Origin of the sequence: Streptomyces soli (assembly GCF_003999195.1) — a bacterium.
Lineage (GTDB): Bacteria > Actinomycetota > Actinomycetes > Streptomycetales > Streptomycetaceae > Actinacidiphila > Actinacidiphila soli.
This window is the reverse complement of record NZ_RJVR01000189.1, coordinates 82,579-97,675: the sequence shown is the minus strand read 5'-3', so window position 1 is coordinate 97,675 and position 15,097 is coordinate 82,579. Positions and strand designations below refer to the sequence as shown.

Below are 15,097 nucleotides of genomic sequence, written 5' to 3'. Positions count from 1 at the left end.
GCCTGTCGTCAGACGGACAGCAGGTCCACGACGAAGATCAGGGTCTCGCCGGGCCTGATCGCCGGGGTGGGACTCTGGTTGCCGTAGGCGAGGTGCGCGGGGATGGTCAGCTGGCGGCGCCCGCCGACCTTCATGCCCTGCACGCCCTGGTCCCAGCCCTTGATGACGCGGCCGCCGCCGAGCGGGAAGGTGAAGGGAGAGTTGCGGTTCCAGCTCGCGTCGAACTCCTCGCCAGTGCTGAAGGAGACGCCGACGTAGTGGACGGTGACGTTCTGGCCCGCCCTGGCCTCGGGGCCGTCGCCCTCCCAGATGTCCTTGATCTCGAGCTCCGCCGGGGGGTTGCCGCCGGGGAAGTCGATCTCGGGCTTTTCGATGCTCACGTGCTTGCTCCTCGTTGGATTGCGGGCAACCTGGTCATTCTTGCAGTCGTCGGCTACCGGGCCGCCTACACGACCGCGAGAATGTCCACCGAGAAGACCAGTGTCGAGTTGGCCGGGATGCTGGACTGCGCGGTGGATCCGTAGCCCAGGGACGGCGGGATGACCAGCAGCAGCCGGCTGCCGACCTTCTTGCCTGTCAGGCCCTGGGACCAGCCCTTGATGACCTGGTCGAGGGTCAGCGAGGCCGGCGAGGTGTCCCAGCTGCTCTGGAACTGCTTGCCGGTCTTCCAGAGCACGCCCTTGTACTGGACGACGACGGTGTCGGTGCCCTTGAGTGTCTGGCCGTTGCCCTCGATGACGTAGTTGGAGACCAGCTGCGTCGGCGGGTTCTTCGAGGTCGGGACGGTGACGGAGGGGGCCTTGCCGTCGGTGTTGACGCCGATCTTGGGCAGGTTCGGGTCGGTCTGCGGGACCACCGTGCCGCCCTTGACCGTGGTCGGGACAGTGGTGGTGGAGATGATGTCCACGACGAAGACGAGGGTGGAGTTGGCCGGGATGGTGCCGGCCGCCTGGCTGCCGTAGCCCAGGGACGGCGGGATGACCATCTCGACCCGGCTGCCGGCCTTCTTGCCGACCAGAGCCTGGTCCCAGCCCGGAATGACGGCGCCGGTGCCGATCGAGGTGGTGATCGGCTTCTTCTGGTCGTAGCTGTTGTCGAAGACCTTCCCGGTCTCGTAGATCTGGCCCAGGTAGTTCGCCTTGATGAAGTCACCCTTTTTGACGGTCGCCCCGTTGCCCTGGATCGGGGTCGCGGTGACCAGCTTCGTCGGCTTGCTACCCGTTCCCTTGGCGACGGTCGGCTTCTCGCCGAACTTCGTACCGGCGGTGATCTTGGGCACTCCCCCGCTGGCGGAGTCGGAAGAGCCCTTGCTGTCGCTGCCGCAGGCCGCCGTCAGCAGCAAGGCGGGGACGATCAGAAGGGCGGCCAGTTGTCGGCGCACGATTAATGCCTCAGCTCATCGATGGATCTTGACGGTCAGTTCAGTGCGCGCCACTCTACGACGCGCGCAGGGCCCCGTACGAGTAACGTACGGGGCCCTGCGTCGCATTGACACCAACTGCTACATCCCGTGCTACATGCCGGCGATGAGCTTCTCAACCCGGTCGTCAACCGACCGGAAGGGGTCCTTGCACAGCACGGTGCGCTGCGCCTGGTCGTTGAGCTTGAGGTGCACCCAGTCGACGGTGAAGTCGCGGCGCTGCTCCTGCGCACGGCGGATGAAGTCGCCGCGCAGCCGCGCCCGGGTGGTCTGCGGGGGCACCGACTTGGCCTCGAAGATCTTGAGGTCGTTGCAGATCCGCTTGGCCTGGCCGCGCTTCTCGAGCAGGTAGTACAGACCTCGGCGACGGTGGATGTCGTGGTAGGCGAGGTCTATCTGCGCGATGCGCGGGTGCGACATGGTGAGGTTGTCGCGGGCCCGGTATCGCTCGATCAGCTGGTACTTCATGACCCAGTCGATCTCAGTGCCGATCCGGTCGAGGTCACCACTGCCGATGGATTCGAGGGTGCGGCCCCACAGTTCGAGTACCTGCTCGATGACGCCGCTGCGGATGCCGCGACGCTCGCAAAAGTCCACCGCCTTGGAGTAATACTCCTCCTGGATTTCCAGGGCGGACGCCTCGCGGCCGGAGGCCAGCCGGACCTTGCGCGACCCGGTGATGTCGTGGCTGACCTCGCGGATGGCCCGGATCGGGTTCTCCAGGGTGAGGTCGCGCATGACGGTGCCCGCCTCGATCATGCGCAGGACGAGGTCGGTGGCGCCGACCTTCAGCAGCATGGTCGTCTCGGACATGTTGGAGTCGCCGACGATGACGTGCAGGCGCCGGTAGCGCTCCGCGTCGGCGTGCGGCTCGTCGCGGGTGTTGATGATCGGCCGGGAACGGGTGGTCGCGGAGCTGACGCCCTCCCAGATGTGCTCGGCCCGCTGACTGACGCAGTAGACCGCGCCTCTGGGGGTCTGCAGCACCTTGCCCGCGCCGCAGAGCAGCTGCCGGGTGACCAGGAAGGGAATGAGGATGTCCGCGAGGCGTGAGAACTCCCCGTGGCGGGCGACCAGATAGTTCTCGTGGCAGCCGTACGAGTTTCCGGCGGAGTCGGTGTTGTTCTTGAAGAGGTAGACGTCGCCCGCGATGCCCTCTTCGTGCAGCCGCCGTTCGGCGTCGACGAGAAGGCCTTCGAGGATACGCTCGCCCGCTTTGTCGTGAGTGACCAGCTCCGTCACATTGTCACACTCCGGAGTGGCGTACTCCGGGTGCGAGCCGACATCGAGGTAGAGGCGGGCGCCGTTGCGGAGAAAGACATTGCTGCTACGGCCCCATGACACGACACGGCGGAAGAGGTACCGCGCCACCTCGTCCGGGGACAGACGCCGCTGCCCTCGAAACGTACATGTGACGCCGTACTCGTTCTCCAGCCCGAAAATGCGGCGGTCCATGACTGAACATTACGCCTGATGCGTGGGGCTGAAACCGGGTTCAGCCGCGGCGATTCGATCTTTTTCGGTCCGGCTCGCCAGGTTTGAGAACACCAGGAAACGGCCACAGGCCAGCAGAACCACCAGGGCCACCAGGCCTCCGGCCCCCGCAACGGCGAACGCGGCGGTGGCGCCCCCGTACTGCGCGGCGGGCCCCGCGGCGGCCGTACCGACGGCCGCGCCGACGCCGAAGGCGGTGACGATCCAGGAGAAGGCCTCGGTGACGGTACCGGAGGGCGCGTGCCGGTCGACGACCACGAAGGCACAGGCCAGCACGGGTGCCAGGAACAAACCAGACAGTCCCGCCAGGGCCGTCATCGCGACGACGCCCGGCACCAGCGCCAGCGGCAGATAGCAGACCGCCAGACCCACCATGAGCAGCCGCAGCCGCCGCTCAGGGATCCCGGGCCAGTGCCGTGCGCCGTAGACCACGCCGCCCACGAGCGCGCCGAAGCCGAGCGCGGACAGCAGGTAGCTGGACACCATGCCGCCGCCGTGGACGTCGGCGTACGAGACCGAGGCAACCGCTATCGAGCCGAGCGCGAGCCCGACGAAGAAGAACGAGCCGATCAGCGCCACCAGGCCGGCCGCGCGGAGCGGTCCGAGCCAGTCCGCCGCCCGGGGCGCCGCCCGCCAGGCGCGGGACGGCGGCGAGGTCACCACCGACAGGGCGCCGGCCACGCCGACCGCCGCGATCCACAGCAGTGCCGCCGCCTCGGAGAACGCGGCCACCAGCAGGGTCACCAGCAGCGGCCCGACGGCGAACATGACCTCCTGCGCGGCCGCGTCCAGGGCATAGGCGGCGTGGATACGGTCCGCCCGGTTCAGCACCCCCGGCCACAGCGCCCGCAGCCCGCCCTCCAGGGGCGGCGTGAACAGCCCCGCGACCAGCATCGCGGCATAGGCGAGCGGCAGCGGGTCCGGGCCGGTCAGCGCGAACAGCGCCATCCCGGCGGCCGAGAGCAGCGCGGCGGGGAGCATGACGCGGGGCTGTCCGTAGCGGTCCACGGCCCGGCCGAGCAGGGGCTGGCCGACGGCGTTGGCGATGCCGTAGACGGCGGACAGAATGCCCGCGAGGGTGAAGTCACCGCCCTGGGAGCGGGTGAGCAGGACGATGCCCAGGGCCGCCGTCGCGTTGGGCAGCCGGCCGACCAGGGTGCCGGTGAGCAGCCGTGTCGCGTGCCTTGTGCGCAGCAGATCCGCGTACCCAGCTGCCATGTGTGCCCCCGTTTCTCCGGGAGACCCGGTGGTGTTACGTATAACGCGCTCATCTATACGTAGCATGGCCGGACGGGCGGGTCCACCCCACGGACGCCGCCGCCAGACGAGAGGACCGGGCGCCGACGTGACGCGTACGGGCGGTTCGGCGCCAGCGGCCCGGCCCACGAGCCGGGACGTGGCACGCGCCGCAGGTGTGTCGCAGGCCACCGTGTCGCTCGTCCTGGGCGAGAAGTGGCGGGGCCGGGTCTCCGAACGCACCGCCGACACCGTGCGCAGCGCCGCCGAGACCCTCGGTTACCGGCCGAATCTCGCCGCCCGCAATCTGCGGCTCGGCCGAACCCGCACCGCGCTGCTGGTCGTGCCGACGATCACCAACGAGTACTTCGCCCGCGTCTACACCGGTGCCGCCCGCGTGGCCGCCGAGCATGGCTTCGGCGTCGTCCTCTACCCCTCCCCCGAGGGCGTCGGCCCTGCCAGGGACCCGTTCGGCTCCGCCCAGGCGTCCCTGGACGGCATCATCGCCTCCTCCATGGCCGCCGACGCACTCGCCGCGATCGGTGAGGGCGGCCTGCCCCTGGTCATGCTCGACGCCGACCCCGCCGAACCCGGCCCGGTCGCCACCGTCAACCTCGCCATCGCCGACGGCATGCACCAGACCGCCCGCCACCTGCTCGCCCTGGGACACCGGCCGGACCGGATCGCCCACCTCGCCGCCGCCATCGACACCTGGACCTTCCGGGTACGCGCCCAGGCACTCCACGACACCCTCGGCACCTCGCCGGCCGCAACCGCCCACTCCGCCCTCACCTTCGAGGACGCCCGGCAGGCCACGGAACGCCTCCTCTCCCGCCCCGGCGCCCGCCCCACCGCGCTGGTCTGCGACGACGACGTCCTCGCGGTCGGCGCCTGCAAGGCCCTGCGCCGAATGGGGCTCCGCGTGCCGGACGACGTCTCCGTCACCGGCTACGACGACTTCGCCCTTGCCACCGCCATCGAGCCCGAGCTCACCACGGTGCGGCTGCCCGCCGAGGAGGTCGGCGCCGGCGGCATGACCGCGCTCCTCGACGCCCTGGAGGGCCGCCCCGTCACCGGTACCGACCTGCCGGTCGAACTCGTCGTACGCGGCTCCACGGCAGCGCCCCGGCAGGCACAGGGCCTACCGGGGCGCGCGGGGTGATGCTCGCGGGGACCTGGCCTCCTACTCGTCGGCCTCGTCGGACGGCTCGTCCGTCTTCGTCGCCGAGGCGTCCTCCGCCTCCAGCAGACGGCTGAGCTGACGGCCCAGGATCCGCTTGAATTTCCGCTGCTGCGGCCGCGTTCTGTCCAGCACCGCGACCTCGAGCTGCTCGGCGGTCAGTGTCCGGTCCGCGCCGTTGTTGTCCCGGCTGAGCGAGTCCACGGCCAGCTTCAGCACCTCCGCGAGCGACATGCCGTCGCGGTGCCGCTGGTCCAGGTAGCTGCCGATCTGGTCGGAGTTCCCGCCGACCGCGACCGCGCCGTGCTCGTCCACGATGGAGCCGTCGTGCGGCAGCCGGTAGATCTGGTCGTCCTCCGGGGCCGCACCGACCTCGGCGACGATCAGCTCCACCTCGTAGGGCTTCTCGCCGACGCTGGAGAAGATGGTGCCCAGCGTCTGGGCGTAGACGTTGGCCAGGCCACGGGCCGTGACGTCGTGGCGGTCGTAGGTGTAGCCGCGCAGGTCGGCGTAGCGGACGCCGCCGATCCGCAGGTTCTCGAACTCGTTGTACTTGCCCACCGCCGCGAAGGCGATCCGGTCGTAGATCTCGCTGACCTTGTGAAGGGCACGGGAGGGGTTCTCGGCGACGAAGACGATGCCGTCGGTGTACTGCAGAACGACGACGCTGCGGCCGCGCGCGATGCCCTTGCGGGCGTATTCGGCGCGGTCCGCCATGGCCTGCTGGGGTGAGACATAAAACGGCGTCGACACCGGCTATCCGTCCCTTTCTGTCGGATACGAGTGCATCGGGCTCAGAGCAGCTCGGCCCGGGGGCCGTCCGGCTGCTCCAGGCGCCGCTCGATGATGGAACGGGCGATCTCGGAGGACTCCGCCTCCGAGAGCTTCTTGAACCCCTCGTCCGTGATGACCGTGACGATCGGGAAGATCCGGCGCGCCACGTCGGGACCGCCGGTCGCCGAGTCGTCGTCGGCCGCGTCATAGAGCGCCTGTACGACCAGCGTCGTGGTCTGCTGCTCCGTCAGGTCCTTGCGGTACAGCTTCTTCAGCGCCCCGCGCGCGAACACCGAGCCCGAGCCGGTGGACGCGAAGCCGTGCTCCTCCGAGCGCCCGCCGGTCACGTCGTAGGAGAAGATCCGGCCCTTCTCCCGGTCCGTGTCATATCCCGCGAAGAGCGGGACGACGGCCAGGCCCTGCAGGGCCATCCCGAGATTGCCGCGGATCATGGTCGACAGGCGGTTAGCCTTGCCCTCCAGGGACAGCACCGCCCCCTCGATCTTCTCGTAATGCTCCAGCTCCAGCTGGAAGAGCTTCACCATCTCCACGGCCAGGCCCGCGGTGCCGGCGATGCCGACGGCCGAGTACTCGTCGGCCGGGAAGACCTTCTCGATGTCCCGCTGCGCGATGATGTTGCCCATCGTCGCCCGGCGGTCACCGGCCAGCACCACCCCACCGGGGAAGGTCGCCGCTACGATCGTCGTGCCGTGCGGCAGCTCCACCGCGCCGAGCGTCGCGGGCAGCGGACGGTTGCCCGGGAGCAGCTGGGGCGAGTGATCGCCCAGGAAGTCCATGAACGAGGACGAGCCAGGCGTCAGGAAGGCAGCTGGTAGACGCCCGGTGCTACGAGTGTTGGCTTCCACGCGTTTCCTTCCAGGTATGCGGCCGCCCGCCGTATGACGTCGGGCCGGTCCTTGAACTGCCCCAGTGCCGCGTTGCAGCTGAAGCACAGTACGCCACGGACCCTACCCGTCTCGTGGTCGTGATCCACATGTTCTGCGGAGGCTGCCAAACAGATGCGGCAGATGCCGAATTGTCCGGCGACCATGGCGTCCCGCTCGGCCTCGGTGAGGCCGTACTGCCGCTTCAGGTAGTCAGCACGGCCCTGAGTAGCCCGGCACTGCTTGCAGCTTGTAGACAGGCCGTCGGAGGCGGTTGTATTGCGATGCCATTCGCTCCAGGGCTTGACCTCGTCGCAGCGAAGGCAGTGCTTGTGCCCCTCAGGCACGTCCACTACCCTCCGGAACTTCTTTCCGCGGGCTTCCTGACCACGCCCGTAAGCCTCCGCAGTGCATTCGCGGCAGTTATTCTGCAAACCGTCCAGCTTGGACCTGTTTCGCGCGAATGCACCGACGGGGAGACTTCGGTGGCATGCCGAGCACTTCTTCTCCGCCCCCGAAACGGACATATGGTGCTATTCTCCGCCTTTCTGAACAAATGACCTCACGAAATCCTCGGCATTGGACTCGAGCACATCATCGATTTCGTCCAGCACATCGTCCACGTCGTCCGACAGCTTTTCCTGCCGTTCCTTGAGGTCGGAGGATGCCTGCGCGTCCTGCGCGGTCTCCTCGACCTCTTCGGTCGAACGCGTGGCCTTCTGCTGTCCGCCGTCAGTGTCCTTGGTAGCCATGTCCCTCACCCCGCTCCGGTGTCATGTCCTACAAGATCAGACCCTACTAGGAGGGTCTGACATCGGCCCTCGATTGCTCTAACGTTCGGGAGCCACTCAGATGATTCCCGGTTCAGAAGCATTTCAGCCGCGTATCAGCCCCCGGACAAGATCCGGACAAGGTCCTCAGCCGTCCGGCACCGGTCAAGGAGCTCCTTGACATGGTTGCGGGTCCCGCGCAGGGGTTCCAGGGTCGGGACGCGCTGCAGGGAGTCACGGCCGGGCAGATCGAAGATCACGGAGTCCCAGGAGGCGGCCGCGACGTCGTCCGCGTACTGCTCGAGGCAGCGGCCGCGGAAGTAGGCGCGGGTGTCCTCCGGGGGCTTGGTGCGGGCCCGGGTGACGTCGTCCTCGTCCAGCAGGCGCTGGATGCGGCCGCGGGCGACGAGGCGGTTGTAGAGGCCCTTGTCGGGCCGTACGTCGGCGTACTGGAGGTCGATGAGCTGGAGCCTGGCGGCGGACCAGTCGAGGCTGTCACGGCGGCGATAGCCCTCCATGAGCTCCAGCTTGGCGATCCAGTCCAGCTCGCCGGCCAGGGACATGGGGTCGCTCTCGAGCCGGTTGAGGACGTCCTCCCAGCGTCCGAGTACGTCCTTGGTCTGATCGTCCGCGTCGGTGCCGTAGCGGTCCTCGACGTATTTGCGGGCCAGCTCGCAGTACTCCATCTGCAACTGCACAGCGGTGAGTGTCCGGCCGCTGCGCAGCGTGATGAGCCGCCGCAGGGTCGGGTCGTGGCTGACCTGGTGGAGGGTGCGTACGGGCTGGTCGACGGCGAGGTCGACGTTGATGAAGCTGTCCTCGATCATGGACAGCACCAGGGCGGAGGTGCCCAGCTTGAGGTAGGTCGAGATCTCGGAGAGGTTCGCGTCGCCGATGATCACATGCAGCCGGCGGTATTTCTCGGCGTCGGCGTGCGGCTCGTCGCGGGTGTTGATGATGGGGCGCTTGAGGGTGGTCTCCAGGCCGACCTCGACCTCGAAGTAGTCCGCCCGCTGGCTGATCTGGAAGCCGTGCTCGTGGCCGTCCTGGCCGATGCCGACGCGTCCGGCCCCGGTCACGACCTGCCGTGACACGAAGAAGGGCGTGAGGTGGCGCACGATGTCCGAGAAGGGGGTCTCCCGCTTCATCAGGTAGTTCTCGTGGGTGCCGTAGGACGCGCCCTTGTTGTCGGTGTTGTTCTTGTACAGGTGGATGGGCTGGGCGCCGGGGAGCTGGGCGGCCCGCTCGGCGGCCTCGGCCATGATGCGCTCGCCGGCCTTGTCCCAGAGCACGGCGTCGCGCGGGTTGGTGATCTCGGGCGAGGAGTATTCGGGGTGGGCGTGGTCGACGTACAGCCGGGCGCCATTGGTCAGAATGACGTTGGCCAGGCCGATGTCCTCGTCGGTGAGCTGGCTGGAGTCCGCTGTTTCCCGCGCGAGGTCGAAACCGCGGGCGTCCCGCAGCGGGTTCTCCTCCTCGAAGTCCCAGCGGGCGCGACGCGCCCGGTGCATCGCCGCCGCATAGGCGTTGACGACCTGGGATGAGGTGAGCATGGCATTGGCGTTCGGGTGGCCGGGAACGGAGATCCCGTACTCCGTCTCGATACCCATTACTCGCCGTACGGTCATGCGGCCCTCCTTGCCCGGCTCCGGCCCGTGCTGGACCGGACGCTCAAGTACCGCTGCACATATGGCCCCAGTGCGGCTGCAGTCCCATGATGCGTCGCCGCACTGCATGGCGCGGTACCGAAGAGCCTAGAACGCGATGGCGGCGGTGGGGAGATCATTTCCCTCATTACCTTGCTATGGCCGGTCTGTGTGGTCCTGTAGGTCCTGTAGGTAGTCCTGCCTTCAAACACCCCGGCTGCGGGCACCCGGCGTGGGCACCCGCAGCCGGAGGTGTCGCTTACAGGTACTGACCGGTGTTGGCGACGGTGTCGATGGAGCGACCTGTGTCGGCGCCCTGCTTGCCGGTGACGAGCGTGCGGATGAACACGATCCGCTCGCCCTTCTTGCCGGAGATGCGGGCCCAGTCGTCCGGGTTGGTGGTGTTGGGCAGGTCCTCGTTCTCCTTGAACTCGTCGACGCAGGCCGCGAGCAGGTGGGAGACCCTCAGACCCCTCTGGTTGTGGTCGAGGAAGTCCTTGATCGCCATCTTCTTGGCCCGGTCCACGATGTTCTGGATCATGGCGCCGGAGTTGAAGTCCTTGAAGTACAGGACTTCCTTGTCACCGTTGGCATAGGTGACCTCCAGGAAGCGGTTCTCCTCGGTCTCGGTGTACATCCGCTCGACCACGGCCTGGATCATGGCGTCGACGGTGCCGGCGCTCGATCCACCGTGTTCCGACATGTCCTCGCTGTGCAGCGGGAGGGACGGGACCAGGTACTTGGAGAAGATGTCCTTGGCCGCCTCGGCGTCCGGCCGCTCGATCTTGATCTTCACGTCCAGGCGGCCGGGCCGCAGGATCGCGGGGTCGATCATGTCTTCGCGGTTGGAGGCGCCGATGACGATGACGTTCTCCAGGCCTTCCACACCGTCGATCTCCGCCAGCAGCTGCGGGACGATGGTGTTCTCCACGTCCGAGCTGACACCGGAGCCGCGGGTGCGGAAGAGGGACTCCATCTCGTCGAAGAAGACGATGACGGGAGTGCCCTCGCTGGCCTTCTCCCTCGCACGCTGGAAGACCAGGCGGATCTGCCGCTCGGTCTCGCCGACGTACTTGTTGAGCAGCTCAGGACCCTTGATGTTCAGGAAGTAGCTCTTGCCCTGCGGCTGTCCGGTGACCTCGGCGACCTTCTTCGCAAGGGAGTTGGCGACCGCCTTGGCGATGAGGGTCTTACCGCAGCCCGGAGGGCCGTACAGCAGGACGCCCTTGGGCGGGCGCAGCTCGTACTCCTTGAACAGCTCGGCGTGCAGATAGGGCAGTTCGACCGCGTCGCGGATCTGCTCGATCTGGTTGCCGAGGCCGCCGATCTGGCGGTAGTCGATGTCGGGGACCTCTTCGAGAACGAGGTCTTCGACCTCGCTCTTGGGCACGCGTTCGTAGACGTATCCGGAGCGCGGTTCGAGCAGCAGGGCATCGCCGACGCGCAGGGCGCCGTCGAGCAGCGGTTCGGCGAGCCGGACCACCCGCTCCTCGTCGGTGTGGCCGATGACCAGGGCTCGTTCGCCGTCCTCGAGGACTTCCTTGAGGGTGACGATGTCGCCGATGCTCTCGAAGGCCATGGCTTCCACCACGTTGAGTGCCTCGTTGAGCATCAGTTCCTGGCCGCGCCGGAGTTCTTCCAGCTCGACGGACGGGCTGACGTTCACCCGCAGCTTGCGGCCGCCGGTGAAGATGTCGGCTGTCCCGTCCTCGTTCGCCTGCAGGAAAACACCGAATCCGGCAGGCGGCTGCGCGAGCCTGTCGACCTCTTCCTTGAGGGCGACAATCTGGTCGCGGGCCTCGCGGAGCGTGTTCGCAAGCCGCTCGTTCTGAGCGGACACGCCTGCCAGGTTGGTCTGCAGCTCGACGATCCGCTCTTCGAGAATTCTCGTGTGACGCGGAGAGTCGGCGAGCTTACGTCGCAGGACGGCGATCTCCTGCTCAAGAAAGGCGACCTGGCCCGTTGGGTCATCCTGACCACGGGTCGATCGGCCGCCACGGTTGATGTCGTCGTCGTGGGCCGCCACGGTCCTCACCTCCTCCAAGGGGAGCTGGACGTTTCCAGACCCTACCTGTGCCGGTAGGGGTGTAAACCCCTAGATCACTAAAGACGGTCGGGGTGTGTCCGATCTTCACCCTTGCGCACGTCCTCTCGCGAGGGAGATACCCACCCAGCAACATCGGAAAGCGGGCGGTTGTATCGTCGATTCGGTCAACGCCCGTCAGGGGCGGTTCCATCCCGGTTCGAGACCGGACTACGAACGGCAGGCGAGGTACCCGTGAGCGAGCTGGCCGGCGAGGCGCTGGAAGTCTGGATCGACCAGGACCTGTGCACCGGTGACGGGATCTGTGTGCAGTATGCGCCCGAGGTCTTCGAGCTGGATATTGATGGGCTCGCGTATGTGAAAGGCTCTGACGAAGAGCTTCGCCAGGTGCCGGGGGCCACCGCGCCGGTGCCGCTGCCGCTGCTGACCGATGTGGTGGATTCCGCCAGGGAGTGCCCTGGAGACTGCATTCATGTGCGACGGGTTTCGGACAGTGTAGAGGTCTACGGGCCCGACGCGGAGTGATCCTTCACACGCTGGCGGCCAGCGGCCCCGGGATCACGTAGTAGGTCCCCGAGCGCCATTCCCAGGTGTACGTGCGCTGCTGGTCGGGGCAGCAGCGGGGGACGGCCTCGCTGGAGTAGCCGAGGACGGTGGCCTTGACGGCGCTGTCACTGATCCGCAGATCCTTGATGTTGCGCTGGTCCTTGGGGTTCACCAGGGTCTCGACGATCCGGGGCGTTGTGCTGCCCGCCGCGCCCTGGGACAGCACGTACATGCCGCTGGGCGGGGTTCCGGTCTCGGAGTGGCAGCGGACGACGGCCACGGTCTCGGGGCGACCGTCCCGGTCCAGGTCGCCGGAGACGTGGTCCACGACATCCACCGGGCCCCCGGAGCAGTCCAGGGGGTAGTGGGCGGTCTTGGCGTCCGGGGCGTCGGCCACGGGGGCCTTGGAGCCGCGGGGGGAGGCGTCGGCGGGCTGGACGAGTACGCCCGCGCCTATGACGGCGGCGACGACCGCGGCCGTGGTGATCCAGTGCACCGATCCGGCTTGGGTGTGTGGAAGGGCCGGGCCTGCGGAAGGCTGCACGCGCCTGTCTCCTGGGAGGTCGAACTGCGGGGGTGGCCAGCATGGTGCCATACGTCACAGGGTGGTGGAACGATCGGGTCCGGTGTTTCGGGGTTCGACTCCCGTGACTGCCGGGACGGATGCCGCGAACGGGGCCGCCGCCGGTCCCCCTACGGGAATCCGGCGGCGGCTTCGTCGTGACGGTCGGGCTCAGCCCTCGGTTGCGGGCGTGCCCGCGCTGCCGCTGCCCGGACCGGTGTAGTCCTCGCCGTACGCGCCCTTGGCGGGGCGGCGGCGGCGCAGCGGGGGCTCGACGCCGTCGGCGAGGCGGCGGGCGGTCAGCAGAAAGCCGGTGTGGCCGATCATGCGGTGGTCGGGGCGTACGGCCAGGCCCTCGACGTGCCAGGTGCGGACCATGGTCTCCCAGGCGGACGGCTCGTTGAAGGTGCCGTGCTCGCGGATCGCCTCGACGGTGCGGGCGAGCTGGGTGGTGGTGGCCACGTACGCGCAGAGGATGCCGCCGGGGACCAGGGCCTTGGACACCGGCTCCAGGCACTCCCAGGGGGCGAGCATGTCCAGGATGACGCGGTCGACGTCGGTGTCGCTGAGGTTGTCCTGAAGGTCACCGACGGTGAGCTGCCAGGCGGGGTGGGGGCCGCCGAAGTAACGTTCGACGTTGCCGGTGGCGATCTCGGCGAAGTCGGCGCGGCGCTCGTACGAGTGCAGCATGCCCTGGTCGCCGACTGCGCGCAGCAGGAAGGTGCTGAGCGATCCGGAGCCGACGCCCGCCTCCACGACGCGGGCGCCGGGGAAGATGTCGGCCATCGACAGGATCTGCCCCGCGTCCTTGGGGTAGACCACGGCGGCGCCGCGGGGCATGGACAGGACGTAGTCGGGGAGCAGGGGACGCAGCGCGAGGTAGGCGACGTTTCCCGTGGTGCGGACAACACTGCCCTCGGGAGCACCGATCAGCTCGTCGTGCGGGAAGGAACCCTTGTGGGTGTGGAAATTCTTCCCGGCTTCGAGCGTGAAGGTGTAGTGACGTCCCTTGGGGTCGGTGAGCTGGACCTGGTCCCCGACCTGGAAGGGGCCGCGACGACGGGCGGCACCGGTCGGTTCGGACATGTGCGTAAGCCTACCGGCCTAGAGGCCGCGCAAATAGGTGGGGCGGAGCAAGGAGCGTGTCGAGGGCCGAGTCTGGCAAGGCGGTGGGGGTACCCCCGGCGAGGCCAGGGGGAGGACCCCCACCCAGCCGCCAGGCTGGGGGACGTCGTCGACCGACGACAACGCCGCCAGGCGAGAGCCATCGGCACGCGACGCCGCCCCACCTATTCGCGCGGCCTCTTAACTCTGGGGTCGTGCCATGGCCGCCAGGAAAGCCCGCTCCACGTCCGCGGTGGACAGCACGCCGTAGATCTCGCCGGTCGGCTCGACGACCAGGTACTCGGTCGCCGGGGTGGCCCGCAGGGTGTCCAGGAGGTCTTCTCCGGCGAGCTCAGCTGAAACCTTCATCCCCGGCTTGATGTCCTGGGCGAGGCCCGAGACGGCGACCCAGGGGCGGCGGTGTTCGGGGACGCCGACGATGGCGGCCTCGCGGACGACGGCGGTGGGATCGCCGTGGCCGTCGACCACGACGAGGGCGCGGGCGCCGGCCTCGTTGGCGCGGCGCAGCGCCTCGGACAGCGGGGTGTCGGAGGCGACGGGGACGGCCCGCCGGGTGAGGGTGCGGGCCTGGAGCTCGGGGAGGTGTTCGCGCAGGCGGGCCATGCGGAGGCTGTTGCCGGCGCCGGTCCAGATGATGGCGGCGAGAATGGCGGCCAGCAGCGCGTCGGTGAGGGAGTCGAAGCCGCTGGTGGGGTTGCCGCTGGACGCCCCGCCCGCGTACGAGAGCAGGGGCAGGCCGATCAGGACGGCGATGGCCAGCGCGCGCCCGGTCCAGGCGGCGGCGACGGTGCCGGTCATGGGCTTGCCGCTGAGCTTCCAGACCACCGCGCGCAGCATCCGGCCGCCGTCCAGCGGGAGGCCGGGCAGCAGATTGAAGGCGGCGACGATGAGGTTGCTGATCATGAGGCCGGCGAGCAGGACGCCGGGGACGGTGCCGGGCTCGACGAGCTTCAGGCCGAGGTAGAAGAGCCCGGACAGGACGAGCGAGAGCAGCGGGCCGACGAAGGCCAGGACGAATTCCCGGCCCGGGGTCTCGGACTCCTTCTCGATCTCCGAGACGCCGCCGAAGAACTGCAGCTGAATGCGCCGTACCGGCAGGTCGAAGCGGAGCGCCGCCACGGTGTGGGCAAGCTCGTGGACGAGTACGGAGGCGTAGAAGGCGACCGCGAAGAACAGCGAGACGAGGTAGCGGAGGTTGCCGAGTTCGGGCAGAACACGGTCGAGCTGGCCGCCGAAGACCCAGGTGATGAGGGCGGCGACGAGGAACCAGCTGGGGGCGACGTAGACGGGCACGCCGAAGATGCGGCCCATCAGGAATCCGCCGCCCGGCGGGCGCTTCCCTGTGCCGCCGGGGCCGTTGCCGGGCCCGGGAGTGCGCTCGCCGTCGGACGGCGGCTGCCCGTTCTCGCTCACTGT

At 68.5% G+C, this 15,097-nt stretch carries 15 protein-coding genes; 2 read left to right on the top strand and 13 right to left on the bottom strand.

What is annotated here, in order from left to right; translation table 11 throughout:
- Positions 1 to 8: 8 nt before the first annotated feature.
- The 4 genes from EFK10_RS17620 to EFK10_RS17605 all read right to left on the bottom strand — a co-directional run bounded on the left by EFK10_RS17620 (position 9) and on the right by EFK10_RS17605 (position 4,132).
- A complete protein-coding gene (locus EFK10_RS17620) occupies positions 9 to 380 on the bottom strand; it encodes an FKBP-type peptidyl-prolyl cis-trans isomerase (RefSeq protein WP_127356627.1) in 372 nt (123 codons plus the stop codon).
- A 65-nt stretch (positions 381 to 445) separates the two neighbouring features.
- On the bottom strand, positions 446 to 1,381 hold the full coding sequence (locus EFK10_RS17615; protein WP_127356626.1) for an FKBP-type peptidyl-prolyl cis-trans isomerase: 936 nt from the start codon (positions 1,379 to 1,381) through the stop codon (positions 446 to 448).
- Between the two features lie 132 nt (positions 1,382 to 1,513).
- Positions 1,514 to 2,875 carry a Pup--protein ligase gene (gene pafA / locus EFK10_RS17610; protein ID WP_127356625.1) on the bottom strand — a complete coding sequence of 454 codons (1,362 nt, stop codon included), beginning with the start codon at positions 2,873 to 2,875 and terminating at the stop codon, positions 1,514 to 1,516.
- Between the two features lie 9 nt (positions 2,876 to 2,884).
- A complete protein-coding gene (locus EFK10_RS17605; RefSeq protein ID WP_127356624.1) occupies positions 2,885 to 4,132 on the bottom strand; it encodes an MFS transporter in 1,248 nt (415 codons plus the stop codon).
- A 178-nt stretch (positions 4,133 to 4,310) separates the two neighbouring features.
- On the opposite strand from EFK10_RS17605, the gene EFK10_RS17600 reads away from it, so the two are divergent.
- Positions 4,311 to 5,312, top strand: coding sequence for a LacI family DNA-binding transcriptional regulator (locus tag EFK10_RS17600; RefSeq protein ID WP_240677275.1), 1,002 nt, complete (start codon positions 4,311 to 4,313; stop codon positions 5,310 to 5,312).
- 21 nt (positions 5,313 to 5,333) lie between these two features.
- Here EFK10_RS17600 and prcA read toward each other — a convergent pair whose 3' ends face one another.
- From prcA to arc, 6 genes are all read right to left on the bottom strand, one after another.
- On the bottom strand, positions 5,334 to 6,083 hold the full coding sequence (gene prcA, locus EFK10_RS17595; protein ID WP_127356622.1) for a proteasome subunit alpha: 750 nt from the start codon (positions 6,081 to 6,083) through the stop codon (positions 5,334 to 5,336).
- Between the two features lie 41 nt (positions 6,084 to 6,124).
- A complete protein-coding gene (gene prcB, locus EFK10_RS17590; protein ID WP_127356621.1) occupies positions 6,125 to 6,970 on the bottom strand; it encodes a proteasome subunit beta in 846 nt (281 codons plus the stop codon).
- The gene (locus tag EFK10_RS17585; protein ID WP_407647096.1) at positions 6,922 to 7,335 is read right to left on the bottom strand and encodes an endonuclease VII domain-containing protein; all 414 of its coding nucleotides are present in this window, start codon (positions 7,333 to 7,335) and stop codon (positions 6,922 to 6,924) included. Before EFK10_RS17585 ends, prcB begins: the two co-directional genes overlap by 49 nt.
- Before the next feature lie 186 nt (positions 7,336 to 7,521).
- On the bottom strand, positions 7,522 to 7,740 hold the full coding sequence (locus EFK10_RS17580; RefSeq protein ID WP_127356619.1) for a ubiquitin-like protein Pup: 219 nt from the start codon (positions 7,738 to 7,740) through the stop codon (positions 7,522 to 7,524).
- A 134-nt stretch (positions 7,741 to 7,874) separates the two neighbouring features.
- Positions 7,875 to 9,386 carry a depupylase/deamidase Dop gene (gene dop, locus EFK10_RS17575; RefSeq protein ID WP_407647095.1) on the bottom strand — a complete coding sequence of 504 codons (1,512 nt, stop codon included), beginning with the start codon at positions 9,384 to 9,386 and terminating at the stop codon, positions 7,875 to 7,877.
- A gap of 277 nt (positions 9,387 to 9,663) precedes the next feature.
- Positions 9,664 to 11,430: a proteasome ATPase gene (arc, locus tag EFK10_RS17570; protein ID WP_127356618.1), complete on the bottom strand. Its 1,767-nt coding sequence runs from the start codon at positions 11,428 to 11,430 to the stop codon at positions 9,664 to 9,666.
- A 252-nt stretch (positions 11,431 to 11,682) separates the two neighbouring features.
- Between arc and EFK10_RS17565 the strand changes: the two genes are divergently transcribed.
- Positions 11,683 to 11,973: a ferredoxin gene (locus tag EFK10_RS17565; RefSeq protein ID WP_127356617.1), complete on the top strand. Its 291-nt coding sequence runs from the start codon at positions 11,683 to 11,685 to the stop codon at positions 11,971 to 11,973.
- 4 nt (positions 11,974 to 11,977) lie between these two features.
- Here EFK10_RS17565 and EFK10_RS17560 read toward each other — a convergent pair whose 3' ends face one another.
- The 3 genes from EFK10_RS17560 to EFK10_RS17550 form a co-directional block, all read right to left on the bottom strand.
- Positions 11,978 to 12,538, bottom strand: coding sequence for a hypothetical protein (locus EFK10_RS17560; protein ID WP_127356616.1), 561 nt, complete (start codon positions 12,536 to 12,538; stop codon positions 11,978 to 11,980).
- A 189-nt stretch (positions 12,539 to 12,727) separates the two neighbouring features.
- A complete protein-coding gene (locus EFK10_RS17555; protein WP_127356615.1) occupies positions 12,728 to 13,642 on the bottom strand; it encodes a tRNA (adenine-N1)-methyltransferase in 915 nt (304 codons plus the stop codon).
- A gap of 219 nt (positions 13,643 to 13,861) precedes the next feature.
- Positions 13,862 to 15,094, bottom strand: coding sequence for a site-2 protease family protein (locus EFK10_RS17550; protein ID WP_127356614.1), 1,233 nt, complete (start codon positions 15,092 to 15,094; stop codon positions 13,862 to 13,864).
- Positions 15,095 to 15,097: the final 3 nt, after the last annotated feature.